This is a genomic window from Flavobacterium soyae, assembly GCF_045348165.1.
Lineage (GTDB): Bacteria > Bacteroidota > Bacteroidia > Flavobacteriales > Flavobacteriaceae > Flavobacterium > Flavobacterium soyae.
Genome location: NZ_CP150845.1, coordinates 1,887,949 through 1,905,004, shown reverse-complemented (window position 1 = coordinate 1,905,004; position 17,056 = coordinate 1,887,949). Strand labels below are relative to the sequence as shown.

At 31.8% G+C, this 17,056-nt stretch carries 16 protein-coding genes; 6 read left to right on the top strand and 10 right to left on the bottom strand.

All coding sequences use genetic code 11. The features are described 5' to 3' along the window. Positions 1–225: 225 nt before the first annotated feature. The 10 genes from AABD74_RS08330 to AABD74_RS08285 form a co-directional block, all read right to left on the bottom strand. Positions 226–717, bottom strand: a complete 492-nt coding sequence (locus AABD74_RS08330) for a hypothetical protein (RefSeq protein WP_406845216.1) — start codon at positions 715–717, stop codon at positions 226–228. A gap of 46 nt (positions 718–763) precedes the next feature. Continuing rightward, positions 764–1,333, bottom strand: a complete 570-nt coding sequence (locus AABD74_RS08325; protein WP_406845215.1) for a hypothetical protein — start codon at positions 1,331–1,333, stop codon at positions 764–766. 7 nt (positions 1,334–1,340) lie between these two features. Continuing rightward, complete coding sequence (locus AABD74_RS08320; RefSeq protein WP_406845214.1) at positions 1,341–2,813, bottom strand: hypothetical protein; 1,473 nt, start codon at positions 2,811–2,813, stop codon at positions 1,341–1,343. Between the two features lie 189 nt (positions 2,814–3,002). Then, on the bottom strand, positions 3,003–4,235 hold the full coding sequence (gene clpX / locus AABD74_RS08315; protein ID WP_073489066.1) for an ATP-dependent Clp protease ATP-binding subunit ClpX: 1,233 nt from the start codon (positions 4,233–4,235) through the stop codon (positions 3,003–3,005). Between the two features lie 165 nt (positions 4,236–4,400). Further along, positions 4,401–5,075, bottom strand: a complete 675-nt coding sequence (gene clpP, locus AABD74_RS08310; RefSeq protein ID WP_073489064.1) for an ATP-dependent Clp endopeptidase proteolytic subunit ClpP — start codon at positions 5,073–5,075, stop codon at positions 4,401–4,403. A gap of 316 nt (positions 5,076–5,391) precedes the next feature. Continuing rightward, positions 5,392–6,714 (bottom strand): trigger factor, encoded by a 1,323-nt coding sequence (locus AABD74_RS08305; protein WP_406845213.1) that lies wholly within the window; start codon positions 6,712–6,714, stop codon positions 5,392–5,394. Between the two features lie 115 nt (positions 6,715–6,829). Next, positions 6,830–7,174, bottom strand: coding sequence for a phage holin family protein (locus AABD74_RS08300; protein ID WP_232681527.1), 345 nt, complete (start codon positions 7,172–7,174; stop codon positions 6,830–6,832). A gap of 85 nt (positions 7,175–7,259) precedes the next feature. Next, a complete protein-coding gene (locus AABD74_RS08295) occupies positions 7,260–8,195 on the bottom strand; it encodes a sterol desaturase family protein (protein ID WP_406845212.1) in 936 nt (311 codons plus the stop codon). Positions 8,196–8,327: 132 nt separating this feature from the next. Then, on the bottom strand, positions 8,328–9,092 hold the full coding sequence (locus AABD74_RS08290; protein ID WP_406845211.1) for an alpha/beta fold hydrolase: 765 nt from the start codon (positions 9,090–9,092) through the stop codon (positions 8,328–8,330). 108 nt (positions 9,093–9,200) lie between these two features. Then, positions 9,201–9,914, bottom strand: coding sequence for a pyridoxine 5'-phosphate synthase (locus tag AABD74_RS08285; protein WP_232681524.1), 714 nt, complete (start codon positions 9,912–9,914; stop codon positions 9,201–9,203). Positions 9,915–10,030: 116 nt separating this feature from the next. On the opposite strand from AABD74_RS08285, the gene AABD74_RS08280 reads away from it, so the two are divergent. The 6 genes from AABD74_RS08280 (at position 10,031) to AABD74_RS08255 (ending at position 17,049) form a co-directional block, all read left to right on the top strand. Continuing rightward, positions 10,031–10,690 carry a CBS domain-containing protein gene (locus AABD74_RS08280; protein WP_232681523.1) on the top strand — a complete coding sequence of 220 codons (660 nt, stop codon included), beginning with the start codon at positions 10,031–10,033 and terminating at the stop codon, positions 10,688–10,690. Positions 10,691–10,781: 91 nt separating this feature from the next. Further along, a complete protein-coding gene (locus AABD74_RS08275; protein WP_232681522.1) occupies positions 10,782–11,666 on the top strand; it encodes an NAD kinase in 885 nt (294 codons plus the stop codon). A 173-nt stretch (positions 11,667–11,839) separates the two neighbouring features. Next, complete coding sequence (locus AABD74_RS08270; protein WP_406845210.1) at positions 11,840–12,529, top strand: DUF6089 family protein; 690 nt, start codon at positions 11,840–11,842, stop codon at positions 12,527–12,529. A 5-nt stretch (positions 12,530–12,534) separates the two neighbouring features. Continuing rightward, on the top strand, positions 12,535–13,275 hold the full coding sequence (locus AABD74_RS08265; RefSeq protein ID WP_232681520.1) for an isoprenyl transferase: 741 nt from the start codon (positions 12,535–12,537) through the stop codon (positions 13,273–13,275). Further along, entirely contained in the window at positions 13,208–15,964 is a 2,757-nt protein-coding gene (locus tag AABD74_RS08260; RefSeq protein ID WP_232681519.1) for an outer membrane protein assembly factor, read from the top strand. The genes AABD74_RS08265 and AABD74_RS08260 overlap by 68 nt, the downstream gene beginning before the upstream one ends. A 59-nt stretch (positions 15,965–16,023) precedes the next feature. Continuing rightward, entirely contained in the window at positions 16,024–17,049 is a 1,026-nt protein-coding gene (locus AABD74_RS08255) for an OmpH family outer membrane protein (protein WP_406845209.1), read from the top strand. Positions 17,050–17,056: the final 7 nt, after the last annotated feature.

The following is a 17,056-nucleotide window of genomic DNA, read 5'->3' as shown; positions in this document are numbered from 1 at the left end:
TTCCAACTCCTAAAACAAATAGAATGGGATAAAAATAATTTATAACATAGTAAGTATCGCCAATATTTAAAGTAAAATAGATATCAGAGAAGTAAAAATAAGCAAATAGTAAAATGCCAATTATTAAGAATATTAAAAAATTATTTTTCATTTTCTGTTATTATTAAATTATTAAAAAAAAAGCATTAAACATTGTAAAAACATCCAAAGTCTAAATACTGAAAACTAATATGTTATAAACAGAACTTCACCTCCTTTAATAATATAGTCAAAAGCAAATATTTTCTCTTTTAACAAAGAAAAATACATCACAGGATTACTTTTACTTACCAAAATAAAAATACTATTCGTTTTTTTTGAAAAAATAATCTTATCGTTTTTGTAGTCTTCATATCTTACAATATAAAAATCGGCAGGGTTCAATAACGAGTTTTCTTTTTTTATTTTTTTCAAATGCTTGTTTAGGATTTTTATTCGATCAGCTAAAGAATACTTTACATTACTAATTGGTTCAAAATAAATATATTGGCCAGCAATAGATTTTGCATCAGCATTTTCAAAAAATACTGATTTTACAAAATTGTTTATTAATAATTTTTCATCTAACTTGTTTTGGCTTGTAATAGTTATTGCTTTCAATAACAATATTATAACTATTAATATAGATTTTTTTATTTTCATTTTGATATTCTCTCCATTCGTTTTAGAATAATCCATATTCTCTTTATACACTACTTATTATTATAAAAATTGCACTAACGTGTTAGTGTAAAATATAATCATAAACAGTTTCAACAACTTTCCATTTATCTTTTTCTTTTGTCATAATTATGATTTGATTTCTTTGAATTCCACTTGTTCCCGTAATACCTTCAGAAAACTCAAATATTATATATTTATCATTTTTATAATACATAGGTTCAGAGATAAAATATACATCCATTTGATTATTTTCATATTTATCAAAAAAATTAAAAGTCCACAATCCTTTTCTATTTTGAAAAATAAAATTATAATTAGGAAAATCTGCAGATTTCCAATGTTTCACAATAGTATCTGCAGAGTAAGTTTTATACATTATTTTCCATGCTTGCTCTTCAAATAATGGGGTTCTATAATTAATAGAATAATTTGAAATTTCATCTCCTCCGTAAAAAATTCGTAGAGCGCTTTTATTTTTCTCCTTTTCTTTAATTACCATCGCTTGTCTTTTATTATCAATACCTCTGCTTTCCAAATAATCTTCAATACATTGATAATTTTTCAAATTAGTCTGTGCACAAGAAACAAAGCTATTAACAACAATTAAAACTAGTATTAATTTAGTTTTCATCTAATATTTATTTACATGGTTTACCTACAGGAATTTGATTCCCACGAGATTTATTATATTTTTCTATTGACCCTCTCGAAAGTATTCTATTTCTATCCTTATAGTTTTTATGATTAGGGTCGTTTGGATAATTTTTATTAAATATGTAAGTCCCTTCAAGACCTGCCCAAGCAATATCAAGATAAACCTGATTAGGAAATCCAGAAACAACAGGAAATCCTGTCTCAAATTCTTGTATACTTGATGCAATAGAATTTACGTATTTTGTAGCAATCAACTCATGTTGGGCATCAACTTTCGCTTGAGAACTTCCTGCAGGGATTTTTTGTGTAATATATGCGTCATAAATTGTAGGAAAATCACAAATTTTAGATGTTCCTAACACTTTATATTCATCAACAACACTCAACAAATATGCATGAATTATTTCGTGAGTTAATGTAGTTGCCAATGATAAAGTTGTTGGTGGAGAATTTATCTCTCCCTCTAGAACCCCATTAGTGTATCTTTCGTTAAGAGTAATATTATAATTAAAATTCGATATCGCTACTGTCTCTGCATCATTATTAGAATTTGTAACAACTCCAGTTTTAAAATTTATTGTTAATATCGAAGAATTTGAATCAAATTTTGAAATCATATCAGCAATATCACTTTGCTTCAAGTTCTTTAATTTATCTAAAACAGATTTTGTACAAAGATCTAATTTGTCAGAATTAATATTCTTTTTTGTTATTTGAGCATTTGTCAAGGCAGTCGTGTTACTACCGCTTCCTCCACCTCCTCCACCATAACCTGAAGTATAATCTTCAGAACTCCCACCCATATAATCCGTACCTCTTCTTGAGACATAATACATTGAGTCAATATAATTATTTTGAACAACTACTGCTCTTAATTGTATTCCTCCAACTGTCACTGATGTATCATCATCAAAATTAGATTCTTGAGGTACTTTAGCAGTAGTATTTTTTACAGCGAGCTTATCTTTAGATAAAATTTCTACATCGCCATTCTCTACAATCTTGTCATTTACAAATTTTGCAGCTTTTATAAAACCTGTTTTTAAATCCCAAACACTAATATAACCGTTAAAGTCATTTGAATTAGCATATGCTAAGTTTTCAGGATAAAATTCATATAATAAAGCCTTATAATTATTTTGATCTATTTTATAAATGTAAAGCCTTTGCTCCCAATCTTCATTTTGCTCCTTTTTTACTTCAACAATTGGAACTACAATTAATTGAGTACCATCTTTACCTTCTTTAATTTCGGCTTTTTGCCACTCATAATTTAAATTTTGAAACAATTCAATATTATCGCCATTTCCTTCATACTTACTAAACCATGTTTTGGCCGATGCTAAATTTGTGTCATCATTTTTTAAGAAATACTCATCATTTTGACATCTGGAAAAGATTACAGCAATTACCGAAATAACACTTAAAATCACAATTTTTTTAATGTTTTGCTTCATAACTTTATTTTTGAATGATTATTATTACAAAACAAACATATGAAATAAATTCTTACAAAAAAATAAAATATTAGTGATTTTAGAAAATATTCGAAAATAGGTTGAAGTCTTAACAAATTGCATAAAAAAAACCTGCTCAAATAAATGAGCAGGTTTAAAAGTGAAACTTTGTCAAAGTTATTTAGAGGTTTAAGAAGCAATTTCCATTCGCTTCAATAAGTTTTTACTTAAGGTATGTTCTGCATAATCTTTATCGATTAACAAAACTTTATCGTCAGAACTTGGCAGTTCGTACATTGCATCTGTTAGGATTGCTTCACAAAGCGAACGTAATCCACGTGCTCCTAATTTGTATTCTAATGCTTTGTCTACAATAAAGTCTAAAGCTTCATCTGTAATCGTAAACTCAACTTCATCCATTAAGAATAATTTCTGATATTGTTTTACCAATGCATTTTTAGGCTGTGTCAAAATAGCACGAAGTGTTTCTTTGTCTAAAGGATCCATGTGTGTCAATACCGGTAAACGACCAATTATCTCCGGAATCAAACCAAAATCTTTAATATCTTTTGGTATGATATATTGAAGCAGGTTATTTTTATCGATATTGTCTACATTTTTAGAAGTAGAATATCCTACTGCCTGACGGTTTAAACGTTTAGAAATAATACGTTCTACTCCATCAAAAGCTCCTCCTGCAATAAACAGGATGTTTTGTGTATTTACCTCAACAAATTTTTGGTCCGGGTGTTTACGTCCTCCTTTTGGCGGTACGTTTACAACTGTTCCTTCTAATAGTTTCAATAAAGCTTGTTGTACACCTTCACCAGAAACGTCACGTGTTATGGATGGATTATCGCTCTTACGGGCAATTTTATCGATTTCATCAATAAATACGATTCCTCTTTCTGCTTTGGTTACATCATAATCTGCAGCTTGTAAAAGACGCGTTAAAATACTTTCAACATCTTCTCCTACATAACCAGCTTCTGTTAATACTGTTGCATCAACAATTGCTAAAGGAACGTCTAACATTTTTGCGATTGTTTTTGCAACTAATGTTTTTCCTGTTCCGGTTTGACCTACCATAATGATGTTACTTTTTTCGATCTCTACTTCATCGTCTAATTGTTGCTGCATTAAACGTTTGTAGTGATTGTAAACCGCAACCGACATTACTTTTTTTGTCTGGTCCTGACCAATAACGTATTGGTCCAGAAAAGCTCTGATTTCTTTTGGTTTCTTTAAAATTAAGTCGCCAACAAGTTTCGCGCTTCCGCTTGATTTTAGTTCTTCTAAAACAATTCCGTGTGCCTGCTCAATACACTTATCACAAATATGTGCATTAATACCGGCAATTAATAAATTAGTTTCTGGCTTTTTTCTTCCACAAAACGAACATTCTAATACTACTTTAGCCATTCTTTTTTAGTTACTAAGCTGCAAAGTTACTAAGTTTCTGAGATTTATCACTAAAACCTCAAAAACTTAGTAACTTATTAACTTATTTATTTTTGTTCCAAGTTTAAAAATGTTTGAAATTTCAGGTTAACTACATCAACCTGAAACCTAAAACTTTAAACTAATTTAACTCCTTCTCAACACTTCATCAATCATTCCGTATTCTTTTGCTTCTTCAGCGATCATCCAGTAATCACGCTCACTATCTTTATGAACTTTATCAAAAGTTTGTCCTGAATGCTGAGAAATGATGTTGTATAATTCGTCTTTTAATTTCAACATTTCACGTAAGTTGATTTCCATGTCTGTTGCAACACCTTGTGCTCCTCCAGACGGCTGGTGAATCATTACACGTGAATGTGGCAGGGCCGAACGTTTTCCTGCTGCTCCTGCACATAATAAAACTGCTCCCATAGAAGCTGCCATACCTGTACAAATTGTAGCTACATCTGGTTTAATAAATTGCATTGTGTCATAAATTCCTAGTCCTGCGTAAACGCTTCCTCCAGGAGAATTTAAATAAATCTGAATATCTTTTGATGCATCAGCACTTTCTAAAAATAATAACTGAGCCTGAACGATATTAGCGATTTGGTCGTCGATACCTGTTCCTAAAAAGATAATTCTGTCCATCATTAATCTTGAAAAAACGTCTAATTGAGAAATATTCAACTGACGTTCTTCGATGATATATGGTGTCATATTCGTTGGGTTCATCGCTGCTATGATTTTGTCATAGTACATAGCGTTTACTCCTTGGTGCTTTGTAGCAAATTTTTTGAATTCTTTACCGTAGTTCATATTTTTAGTTTAAAGTTTGAAAGTCTAAAGTCTGAAAGTGACTTAAACGAATTAAAACAAAGTTCATACCTTTTTATAAAGGATGCCAATTTGTCTTCTTTTTTATTTTTAAAGTTTTATACTTGGAAATTTAAGAAATAATAATTCAAAATTACAAGATTATATAATAAAAAGAGCGTCAAAAATATCTTTTGACGCTCAAATATAACTTTTTTTATCTTTCAGTTTCTGTAATAAAATCTTAAATTTTGAAATAGAGCTTTTACAGTATTCCCGTCAACTTTTGACTTTATAACTTTCGCCTTTAGACTAAAATTTATTCTCCGTAAGAAGCTGCAATAAATTCTTCGTAAGTAACTTCTTTAGTAGTTGGATTTGCTTTCTCTTTAAATAAATCTAACAACTTAGCTGCTACAACCTGCTCAGAAAGTCTTTTCACTTCTTCCTGGTTAGATAAAACTCTAGCCACGATTCCCTGAACTTCTTCGTCAGTTGGATTTGTTTGTCCAAATTGAGCCATTTGCTGTCTGATTGCGTTTGATGTAAACTCTTTCAAATCTTCAAATGTAATTTGGATATTACTTTGAGCCATTGCTTTTCCTTCAATTAATTGAAAACGTAAACCTTTTTCAGATCTTGCGTATTCAACTTCAGCTTCTTCTGCAGAAAGTTTTTTCTCTCCAACAGTCTGTAACCATTTTTTAAGGAATTCAGCCGGTAAATCAAATTTTGTATTTTCGATCAGGAAATCCTGAACGTCTAATAATAATTTTTGGTCTGCTTGCTGTGCAAATTGAGCTTCAGCATCTTCTTTAATTTTAGCTTTTAAGTCTTCTAAAGAAGCTACTTTTCCTTCACCAAAAAGTTTATCAAATAATTCCTGGTTTAATTCTGCCAATTCAGCACCGTTGATTGCTTCGATTGTAAAGTTAACTTCGATATCTAAACCGTGAACATCATCATGAGATACTTTTAAGTAATCCATTAATTGGTGATCGTCTTCAAATAAACCTTTTGTGCTTACTTTAACAACATCTCCAACTTTTTTACCAATGAATTTATCTCCGGCTTTTTTGTTGAATGTAGAAACAGAAATTGTAGTTGTATTGCTGATTCCTTTTTCTTCGTTTGTAAAAGTTCCAGTTAAATCAGAATCAACATCTGCTTTATCCTGAGGAATTGCTTTTCCAAATTGCTTTTGGATACGCTCTACTTGTCCGTCTATTAATTTATCATCAGCAGTAACGATATATTTTACGATATTGTTTTTAGCTTCTAAATCAATTTCGAAATTTGGCACTAAACCAATTTCGAATTCAAAAGTTAATTCTTCTGCATCCCAATCAAGGTTTTCGTTTACTTTTGGAAGAGGAGTTCCTAAAAGATTTAATCTTTCAGATTGTACAAAACGCTCTAAAGCCAAATCAACTACTTTTTTAATTTCTTCTTGTTTAATACCTTTTCCGTATTGTTTTTCAACAAGATCTTTAGGAACTTGTCCTTTTCTAAATCCTTTTACTTGTGCCAAAGGCAATTTTTCGTTGATTCTTTTTGCCACTTGACCTTTATAATCCATATGAACAACGTTCATTACAATTGTCTCGTTTACAGCGTCTATTGCTACTCTTTTAATATCCATCTTCTTCTTTAATTTACATAATAAAATTGGGTCGCAAAATTATAAAATTTTTGCAACCCAACCAAGTTTTTAATCTATTGTATTTGAAGCAGTTTTATGTGCTTTTAATTTTGTTTTATTTATCGTCTCCTAATATTTTGTAAGTAATTGACTGAAGAATAGACAAAATAATACTGAAAAACAAAGCTGTCCAGAATGATTCGACTGCAAAACCTCCCACAATATAAGTACATAACAGAATAATAATTGCGTTAATAACCAATAAAAACAGTCCCAGCGTGATAACTGTAACCGGAAAAGTCAATATTACCAAAATTGGTTTTATAAAAACATTTAACAATCCTAGAACCACTGCAACTATAACAGCCGTGGCAAAACTGGCAACATGAACTCCTGGTAAAAAATTTGCGATCAACAAGACTAAAGCTGCTGTGACAAGAAGTCTTAGTATTAATTTCATAACTTTTTCTTTTAAAATTTTAATAAAAGTAATGATTTTTTTCTAATCGTATCCTTTGTTCAGAAATGGCTTGTTGAATTAAAATTTAAGGCTGTTTTGGCATATTAATTTGCTTCAATTCATATTCTCTCTGATAATCTTTTACTGTTTTTCCTTGTCCGTTTGGTTTCCAGCCAGGAGCATAAAACATATATTTCAATCGGTTTTGCCAGCCAATATTAGGCTGTTTTATATCTTGCCACATTTTTTTCCATTCGTAAAATAAAAGCTCAAAGGCACCATCGCTTTTTGGCTTTGGATAAATTCCGAATTTTACGGGTATTTCTGGTTCTTCTTTCTGAAAAGTTCCAAACATCCTATCCCAAATTATTAATGCCATTCCCATGTTTTTGTCTAAATATTTGATATTTCTGGCATGATGTACCCTATGATGCGATGGTGTCACTAAAACCCATTCTAAAATACCCATACTTTTTATACTTTGTGTATGTACTAAAGTTCCATAAACCTGAAACAATGCGTAAGCTCCCATAATATGCCAGGGATTAAAACCTAAAAAAGCCAAAGGGGAAAAATACAAATAGCGGTAAAGCGGCTGGAAAACAGGCGATCTAAATCCGGTAGAAATATTATAGTATTCTGAGCTGTGATGCGTAATATGTACTGACCAAAAAAAACGTGATTTATGATCTACAACATGCAGTAAATAATAAGCGAAATCCTGCAGTAAAAAAACAGCTGCCCAGTAATACCAAATGTGAGTATTCCAAGAAAAAATGCGGTGTTGGAAAAAGAAAAACATAACCCCAAAAGCAAATGATTTCATTATAAAATCTAATGCAAAATTAAACACCGCAAATGTGACATTTACAAAAATGTCATTTTTAGTATACAGGTTTTTTTTACCAAAATGACTAAAGAGCATTTCGGCAAAAATCAAAAGGGCAAAAAATGGAGAGGAATACAAATAAATCAATCCTAAACCACTTTCCTCAAATAAATTATAAAAATTGAAATCCATTAAATTATAAACATTAAAATTCAAAAAGCAAATTTATGAATTTTAATGTTTACATGTAAGTTAATTCTTATTTTTTGGTTTCTCTAATTTCCAACTAATACTATATTGCTGAAAATAAAAAAAAATAATAATTTACCCTTTCAAAAACTCTGTTGTCAGTTCAAAAAACATTTTTGGATTTTCGGCATGAAGCCAGTGTCCTGCGCCAGGAATAGTTTCTAGTTTAAAATTCGGAAACTGTTTTCTTATTTCATCTAAATCTGTATCTAAAATATATCCAGATTCTCCTCCTCTAATAAATAATGTTGGTTTATTAAAAACTAAATTTTCTGCCAAAGGTTTCCCGATAGCATCAAGATTGTTGTTGAAAACCTCAAGATTAAAACGGAAAGCAAGTTGTCCCGGTTCTTTCCAATATAAATTTTTCAATAAAAACTGGCGCGTTCCAAAATCTGAAACATATTGTGCAACGATTGCTTCAACATCATTTCGGCTTGGTTTTACAGAAAAGTCAACTGCGTTTAAACCTGCCAAAATATCCTGATGATGCTGTTTGTAAAATTTAGGGGCAATATCTGCCACAATTAATTTATCTACAAGATCAGAATGTGTCGCTGCAAAAAGCATAGCCACTTTTCCTCCCATCGAATGTCCAAGAATATCGATTTTTGTTAATTGATTTGCCTGGCAATATTCATATACATCCTGTACCATTGCTTCATAACTCCATTCGTTTGAATGAAAACTGCGTCCGTGATTTCTTAAATCTAAAATATGAACCTGAAATCCGGCTTCGACATATTGTCCTGCTAAGGTTTTCCAATTATCAGACATTCCAAGAAATCCGTGCATGATAATAAATGGTTTTCCTTCACCTTCTATTTTTGAGTATAACATTTAATTTTACTTTAAATATTTTTTTTCTTTGATATTCTTCATGAAATCTTTGTACAGCTCTGTGTAATAACTTTTTCGCAAAGATTTCACAAAAGGCTCATAAAATTATTATTTCAATTTATTCAAATACATATTTACTACATTATCCAAACCAAGATAAAGCGCTTCTGAAATTAAGGCATGCCCAATAGAAACCTCTAGCAAACCTGGAATATTTTGTTTAAAAAACTGAATATTATCTAAACTCAAATCGTGTCCTGCATTAATTCCTAAACCTAATTCATTTGCCAATTCTGCAGCTTTTACATACGGATCAATTCCATTTTTGTTTCCCAAATCATATTGATGTGCAAAAGCTTCGGTATATAATTCGATTCTGTCAGTTCCTGTTTTTTTAGCCCCTTCGATAATTTCTAAAACCGGATCAACAAAAATCGATGTTCTGATTCCGTTTCTTTGAAATTCCTGAATAACTTCGGTTAAATAAGCCTGATTATTTATTGTATCCCAGCCTGCAGAAGATGTAATGGCGCCAATTGCATCTGGAACCAATGTAACCTGATCTGGTTTACACTCTAAAACCAAATCAATAAAATTATGCTGCGGATTTCCTTCAATATTATATTCTGTAGTAACAATTGCCTTTAAATCGCGTGCATCCTGATAGCGGATATGGCGCTCGTCCGGACGCGGGTGAATGGTAATTCCCTGCCCTCCAAAACGCTGAATATCGACAGCAACTTTTAATAAATCAGGCACATTTCCGCCTCGTGCATTTCGAAGCGTTGCAATTTTATTGATATTAACACTTAACTTTGTCATATAAATAGATAATTAATTCAAGTAACACTATATTTGTTACGACAAAAATACAAAGTAAAACGCAGCGGTTTTTGGTATTTTTTGATTATTTTGCATCAAATATCTTCGATTGATTTATGACAGAAATTACAAACTATATCACAAATGATTTCAGAGCGATTGATAGTCAGGAAACGATAGCATCGATTCAGGATTTTTTTATTGATGTAAATTTTTCTCATTTCCCGATTTTAGAAGATGGGATTTTCATTGGAAGCATTTCTTCTGATGATGTTGAAACGTTTGATACCGATAAAAAAGCTATTGATTACAAATATACTTTGGAACGTTTTTTTGCCAGAAAATCAATGATCTGGCTGGATGTCCTGGAAGTCTTCGCAAAAAATCACACTAATATTATTCCAATTCTTGATGAAAATAACAGCTATATAGGCTATTATGAAATGGAAGATATTATGAAGTTTTTTCAGGAAACTCCATTTTTAAAGGAACAGGGAGGAATTATTATTGTTCAAAAAGGGCTGCTGGATTATTCGATGAGCGAAGTTACCCAGATTGTAGAAAGCAATAATGGTAAAATTTTAGGCTGTTTTGTTTCTGAAGCTGATGTAGAAAATGTTCAGATTACTATAAAAATAGGTTTGGGAGCCATGAATGAAATCATTCAGACGTATAGAAGATATGGTTATGAAATTATTTCAGAACATCAGGAAGATACCTATATTAATAATTTAAAAGAACGTTCTGATTATTTAGACAAGTATCTTAATATTTAAATTAGAAAATTGGTCAATGAGAAAATTAGAAAATGTTCTCAACTAATAAATTATCAAATTAACACATTTCCTCATTATCTAATTAAGAAGAATGAAAATAGCCATTTACGGACAATATTATCAAAACAGTACCGAACCTATTATAAAAGACATTTTCTTGTTTTTCAATTCTAATAATGTAGAAATGGTAATTGAAGAAAATTTTCTTGACATGCTTTATGATAAGCAGCTTGTAAAAAAGGAGTATAAAACTTTTTCTCCAAGTACAACATTAGATAATAGTTTTGAAATGCTGATTAGTATTGGCGGTGATGGAACGATTTTGAGAGCTGCAGCTTTTGTTCGTAATTCAGGTATTCCATTATTAGGTATAAACGCAGGAAGATTAGGATTTCTTGCAAAAGTTCAAAAGGAAAATATTGACAGTCTGCTGCAATATGTCATCGATCAAAACTACACAACTTCTGAAAGAACTTTATTAGGATTAACCTGTGAACCTCATAATGATGCTTTCGAAGAACTTAATTTTGCCATGAATGAAGTTACAGTAAGCAGAAAAGATACTACTTCAATGATTACTGTTGAGACTTATTTAAACAATGAATATTTAAACTCTTATTGGGCAGACGGTTTAATTATTTCTACCCCTACGGGTTCTACAGGATATTCATTAAGCTGCGGAGGCCCTATTTTAACACCAGATGTAAAAAGTTTAGTAATTACACCTATTGCACCCCATAATTTAACCGCCAGACCACTTGTTATACCAGACGATACTGAAATTACTTTACGCGTAACCGGAAGAGAAGATCAATACTTGGTTTCATTAGATTCCAGAATTTCTTCGGTAAAAAATGAATCTATTCTTAAGATTAAAAAAACAGATTACAAAATAAAAATGGTTGAAATTCCAGGCGAAACTTTCTTAAAGACCTTAAGAAATAAACTGCTCTGGGGAGAAGACAAGAGAAATTAAACTCTTTTCTCCTTCATCACTATACGATAATACCACATTTTCTCGTTCTGCATATAGCGAATCATCATTAAATTGCTCAAAATCATAATGTAAATTGAAAAAAAAGCACATTTATCTAAAGGAACTTTGATTCGTATTGATAATTATTATATTTGCACGCAATTTTGAATTAAATGAAGAAAATTTTTAATTTATTGTTATGTTTTTTCCCTTTTATTACACTAAATGCTCAAATAAATGAGCTTGGTGTTTTTATTGGCGGAAGCAACTTTGTTGGTGATGTTGGAAGCACAACTTACATTAACCCAAATAAACTGGCTTTAGGTATTTTGTACAAATGGAACAAAAGCCCAAGACATTCTTACCGTTTCTCTTATACACAATCTACTATCACTGGGAACGATTTAGATTCTGACGAAACAGGACGCAGCAGAAGGGGATATCGTTTTGATAATGATGTAAAAGAGTTTTCTGCTGGTTTAGAATTTAATTTTTTTGATTTCAATCTTCATGATTACCACACAAAAGTTACTCCTTATATATATTCAGGTTTAAGCTTTTTTCTTTATGATGGTTTATATCGTTATGAAACCAGCCCAAATGTTACGCAAAAAATCAACTCAAACTCATTTGCAATACCAATAACGCTAGGAATTAAATCAAATGTAACGCCGCATTTTGTTCTGGGAGCAGAGGTTGGGGCACGGTATACTTTTACAGATAATATTGATGGAAGTAACCCAAGTACCAGCAATGCAAACATTCTAAAATTCGGAAATTTAAATAATAATGACTGGTATGTCTTTTCAGGTATAACTTTAACGTATACCTTTGGACAAAAACCTTGCTACTGCGCAGAATAATAAAAATGAATTTACTAGACTCTATAGATCAATCAAACTTACCAAAACATCTGGCCATTATTATGGACGGAAACGGGCGCTGGGCTAAACAACAAGGCTTTTTAAGAGCTTTTGGACACGAAAACGGCACCAAATCTGTAAAAAAAACAATTACAACTTGTGCCAAGTTAGGTATTGAGTACCTAACCTTGTATGCTTTTTCTACAGAAAACTGGAATCGTCCTAAACTGGAGGTTGAAGCATTAATGAAAATATTGATCAATTCCTTAAAAAAAGAGCTGGTTACGCTTCAAGAAAACAATATCAGACTTAATGCAATTGGAAATCTTGACAAATTACCAAAAACTGCACAAAAAGAACTTTTAGACGTTATTGAGAAGACTAAAAATAACACCAGACTTACATTAACCCTTGCTTTAAGTTATGGTTCCAGAGAGGAATTGGTAAATGCTGTCAGAGTGATTAGTGATAAAGTTAAAAATAATATAATTTCAATAGACACTATTGACGATTCAATTATAAATGAGCATCTTTACACGCAAAATTTACCTGACGTAGATTTATTAATACGAACAAGTGGAGAACATAGAATAAGTAATTTTTTGCTTTGGCAGATTGCCTATGCAGAATTATATTTTACTAATGTCTTGTGGCCAGACTTTAAAGATCAAGATTTATATGAGGCTATTATTAGTTATCAAAAAAGAGAACGTAGATTTGGAAAAACCAGTGAACAAATTAAATAATTTTTTAGTGTTACAAAAAAGAATACCACAAATAATCTGTACCCTTTTACTATTGGGTAGTTTTTCACAAATAAAAGCTCAAGATAGAGTTCCTTTTGACCAAGGAAAAAAATATATTCTGGCTAAAGTTTCTGTTGTTGGTAAAATAAGCTTCAATGAGCAGACTGTTGTTACTTTCTCAGGTCTTCAGGTAGGTCACGAAATAACAGTTCCGGGGGAAGAAATTACTGGCGCTATTAAAAAATTAGGTAAACTAGGTCTTTTTGACGAGATCTCTTTTTATATTAATAAGGTTCAAAACGATAGTATTTATTTAGATTTAAATATCGTTGAACTTCCAAAATTAAATGAAGTTAAAATCACTGGTGTTAAGAAAAGTAAAGTCGAAGGACTAATTAAAGATAACAATTTAACTAAAAATAAAATTGTAAACGAAAACTTAATTACGACTACTAAAAATTACATTGAAAACAAGTATAAAAAAGATGGCTTTTATAATACAAAAGTTACCATTACCACTACTCCAGACAGTACAGCCGGAAATCAGGTAAATATGCTTGTCAGGGTAGACAAAGGAGATAAAGTTAAAATCAGCAGTATTGATTTCATAGGAAACAAGCAGCTTACTGACACAAAATTAAGAGCCGCAATGAAGGATACCAAGCAAAAAAATCTGCTTCGTGTTTTTAAAGCTTCAAAATTTATTCCTGAAAAATACAAAACCGACTTAGAAAAAGTTGTCGCTGCCTACAAAGAAAAAGGATATCGTGATGCACGTATTATTTATGACTCTGTTACTTATAACAAAGACAAAAATATGCTTGCAATAAAAATTAATGTAGAAGAAGGAAACAAATATTACTTCGGAAATATTAAGTTTTTAGGGAATACAGTTTATTCAGATCAACAGTTAAACCGTTATTTAGGTATCAAAAAAGGAGAAACTTATAATGGTGTTTTGCTAGAAAAAAGAATCGCTGATAACTCAAAACCAGACGGAGAAGATATCACAAACTTATACCAAAACAACGGTTATTTATTCTCTAAAATTAATGCTGTAGAGGTAAAAACGGTAAATGATACAATTGATTTCGAGATTAGAATTACTGAGGGTCCTATCGCTTATTTCAATAAAATCTATGTTACCGGAAACGACAAAACAAATGACCACGTTATTTACCGTGAGCTAAGAACTAAACCGGGAAACAAATACAGCAAAGAAGAATTGGTTAGAACTATTCGTGAAATTGGTCAATTAGGATTCTTTGATCCGGAGGCTATTAAACCAGAATTTAGAAACGTTGACCCTGCTGCGGGAACAGTAGATATCGAATACCAATTAGTAGAAAAAGGATCCAGCCAGGTTGAGCTTCAGGGAGGTTACGGCGGCGGCGGTTTCATTGGAACTTTAGGTTTATCTTTCAACAACTTCTCAGCCAGAAAACTATTTGACAAAGATGCTTACAAACCGCTTCCTATGGGAGACGGACAAAAAGTAGCACTTCGTTTACAAGGAAGTACTTATTTCCAAACGTACAGTTTATCATTCTCTGAACCATGGTTTGGAGGTAAAAAACCGGTACAATTCAGTTCTTCTATTTCTTATAGTAAACAGTTCAATAACAATTATGTAACCAGAACTGTAGATAAAAGCCAAAGTTTTAATATTTTTACAGTACAAGTTGGTTTAGCAAAACGTTTAACTGTACCTGATGATTATTTCGTTCTTTCACAATCTGTTAGTTATCAGCATTATGACCTAAACAACTATTATACTGGATTGTTTACTTTTGGTAACGGGGCATCAAGAAACCTTGCCTATACAATAGGGCTTTCAAGAAGTAATAAAGGGGTTAACCCAATATTTCCAACTTATGGTTCTGAATTTAGTATCTCTGCAAAAGTTACCCCTCCTTACTCATTATTTAATGGCGTGGATTATAAAGATTTAGGAAACCAAAAAGAATATAAAGTACAATATACCGGAGAGGCCAAAACTGGTCCAGACGGTCAGCCTATAAATCCAGGTGATTATATGAAGTCTGAAGTTATAAACGGATCTTCTCAATATGTGAGTGTGGGATCTGATTATAAAAGCGCTGACACCGATGTTGCGAAAGTCGATCAGAAAAAATATAACTGGTTAGAATACTATAAAGTAAAATTTAAAGCAGACTGGTATACTAAAGTGTATGGAAAATTAGTTTTAAGAACATTAACAGAATTTGGTTTCTTAGGAGCTTATGATCAATCAAGAGGTGTTGTTCCGTTTGAGCGTTTCTATTTAGGAGGAGATGGAATGGCAAACTATTCTATGGATGGCAGGGAAACAATACAATTAAGAGGTTATCCGAACAACTCGCTGACACCTGTTAATTCATTAGGACAACAGATTGGAGCTACTGTGTATAACAAATTCTCGATGGAATTACGTTATCCTATTACATTAAAATCGTCTGCATCGATTTATGCCTTGACGTTTTTAGAAGCAGGTTCGTCATATCCAACGTTTAGAGATTACAATCCGTTTGATTTGAGTCGTTCTGCCGGTGCTGGTTTACGTGTATTCATGCCTGCATTTGGATTATTAGGAATTGATTTCGGTTACGGTTTTGATGCCCTTCCTGGGTCTGTTACAAACAAAGCTAATGGCTGGGAAACACATTTTATTATTGGACAACAGTTTTAGTGCGGGTTTTAGTACAAATTTTAATACCTTTGGCTAAAAATTCAAAATAAAGTAATGTTATGAAACAACGGTTTTTATTTATATTTTTAGTCTTGATTGCAGTAAATACAAGTCAGGCTCAAGGTAAAACGACAAGGATCGGTTACATTGATATGGAATATATTTTGGAAAATGTTTCTGATTACAAAGAAGCAAAAGCACAATTAGAGTTAAAAGCTCAAAAGTGGAAACAAGAAATAGAAGCCAAAAAATTAAACATTAATTCTCTTAAAGAAAATCTTAAGACCGAAAAAGCTTTATTGACTAAAGAATTAATTGATGAAAGAGAAACTGAAATTAAATTTCTTGAAAACGAAATGCTGGATTACCAGCAAAAACAATTTGGAGCTGACGGAAATTTAATGAGACAGAAATCAGCTTTGGCAAAACCAATTCAAGATCAGGTTTTTACAGCTGTTCAAGATATTGCCGAGGCTAAAAATTATGATTTCATTTTTGATAAATCGTCAGATTTGACAATGCTTTTCAGCAATAAAAGGTTCGATATTAGTGATCAGGTGCTGCGTGTTTTAAACAGAACCGAGAAAAGAGAACAGTTGACTAAAAAACAATTGAAAGATCAGGAAGCTAAAGAAAGTAAGGAAAATGCAATTGATGAAAATCCGGCAATGTCAGATCGTCAAAAAGTTTTAGATGAAAGGAAAGCTGCGAGAGAAAAACTAATTGAAGACAGAAGACTGGAGCAGGAAGCTAAGAAAAAAGAATACGACGACAGAAGGAAGGCAATTCAGGCAGAGAGAGAAGCCAAAAAAAATGGCACGGTTTCTGAACCAGCAAAAACAACCGAAGCTGCAAAAACAACTGAAACAGGCAAAACCGGAGAAACAGCAAAACCTGCAGCGGCGGCAACTACTGAACCAACGACAACAGAGCCGGCAGTAGATAAAGCGGCAGAAAGACAAAAGCTTTACGAACAGCGTAAAAAAGAATTAGAAGAAAGAAGAAAAAAAATACTCGAGGAACGAGAAGCGGCTAAAAAAGCGAAAGAGGCCGAAACACAAAAAACAAATACGACCAATAATTAATTAATTT

Coding starts and splice junctions, on each gene's coding strand:
- AABD74_RS08265 (WP_232681520.1), top strand. CDS start 12,535: ATGAATTTACTAGACTCTATAGATCAATCAAACTTACCAAAACATCTG.
- AABD74_RS08325 (WP_406845215.1), bottom strand. CDS start 1,333: ATGAAAACTAAATTAATACTAGTTTTAATTGTTGTTAATAGCTTTGTT.
- AABD74_RS08305 (WP_406845213.1), bottom strand. CDS start 6,714: ATGGATATTAAAAGAGTAGCAATAGACGCTGTAAACGAGACAATTGTA.
- AABD74_RS08330 (WP_406845216.1), bottom strand. CDS start 717: ATGGATTATTCTAAAACGAATGGAGAGAATATCAAAATGAAAATAAAA.
- AABD74_RS08285 (WP_232681524.1), bottom strand. CDS start 9,914: ATGACAAAGTTAAGTGTTAATATCAATAAAATTGCAACGCTTCGAAAT.
- AABD74_RS08320 (WP_406845214.1), bottom strand. CDS start 2,813: ATGAAGCAAAACATTAAAAAAATTGTGATTTTAAGTGTTATTTCGGTA.
- clpP (WP_073489064.1), bottom strand. CDS start 5,075: ATGAACTACGGTAAAGAATTCAAAAAATTTGCTACAAAGCACCAAGGA.
- AABD74_RS08270 (WP_406845210.1), top strand. CDS start 11,840: ATGAAGAAAATTTTTAATTTATTGTTATGTTTTTTCCCTTTTATTACA.
- clpX (WP_073489066.1), bottom strand. CDS start 4,235: ATGGCTAAAGTAGTATTAGAATGTTCGTTTTGTGGAAGAAAAAAGCCA.
- AABD74_RS08290 (WP_406845211.1), bottom strand. CDS start 9,092: ATGTTATACTCAAAAATAGAAGGTGAAGGAAAACCATTTATTATCATG.
- AABD74_RS08295 (WP_406845212.1), bottom strand. CDS start 8,195: ATGGATTTCAATTTTTATAATTTATTTGAGGAAAGTGGTTTAGGATTG.
- AABD74_RS08260 (WP_232681519.1), top strand. CDS start 13,208: ATGAGGCTATTATTAGTTATCAAAAAAGAGAACGTAGATTTGGAAAAA.
- AABD74_RS08275 (WP_232681522.1), top strand. CDS start 10,782: ATGAAAATAGCCATTTACGGACAATATTATCAAAACAGTACCGAACCT.
- AABD74_RS08255 (WP_406845209.1), top strand. CDS start 16,024: ATGAAACAACGGTTTTTATTTATATTTTTAGTCTTGATTGCAGTAAAT.
- AABD74_RS08280 (WP_232681523.1), top strand. CDS start 10,031: ATGACAGAAATTACAAACTATATCACAAATGATTTCAGAGCGATTGAT.
- AABD74_RS08300 (WP_232681527.1), bottom strand. CDS start 7,174: ATGAAATTAATACTAAGACTTCTTGTCACAGCAGCTTTAGTCTTGTTG.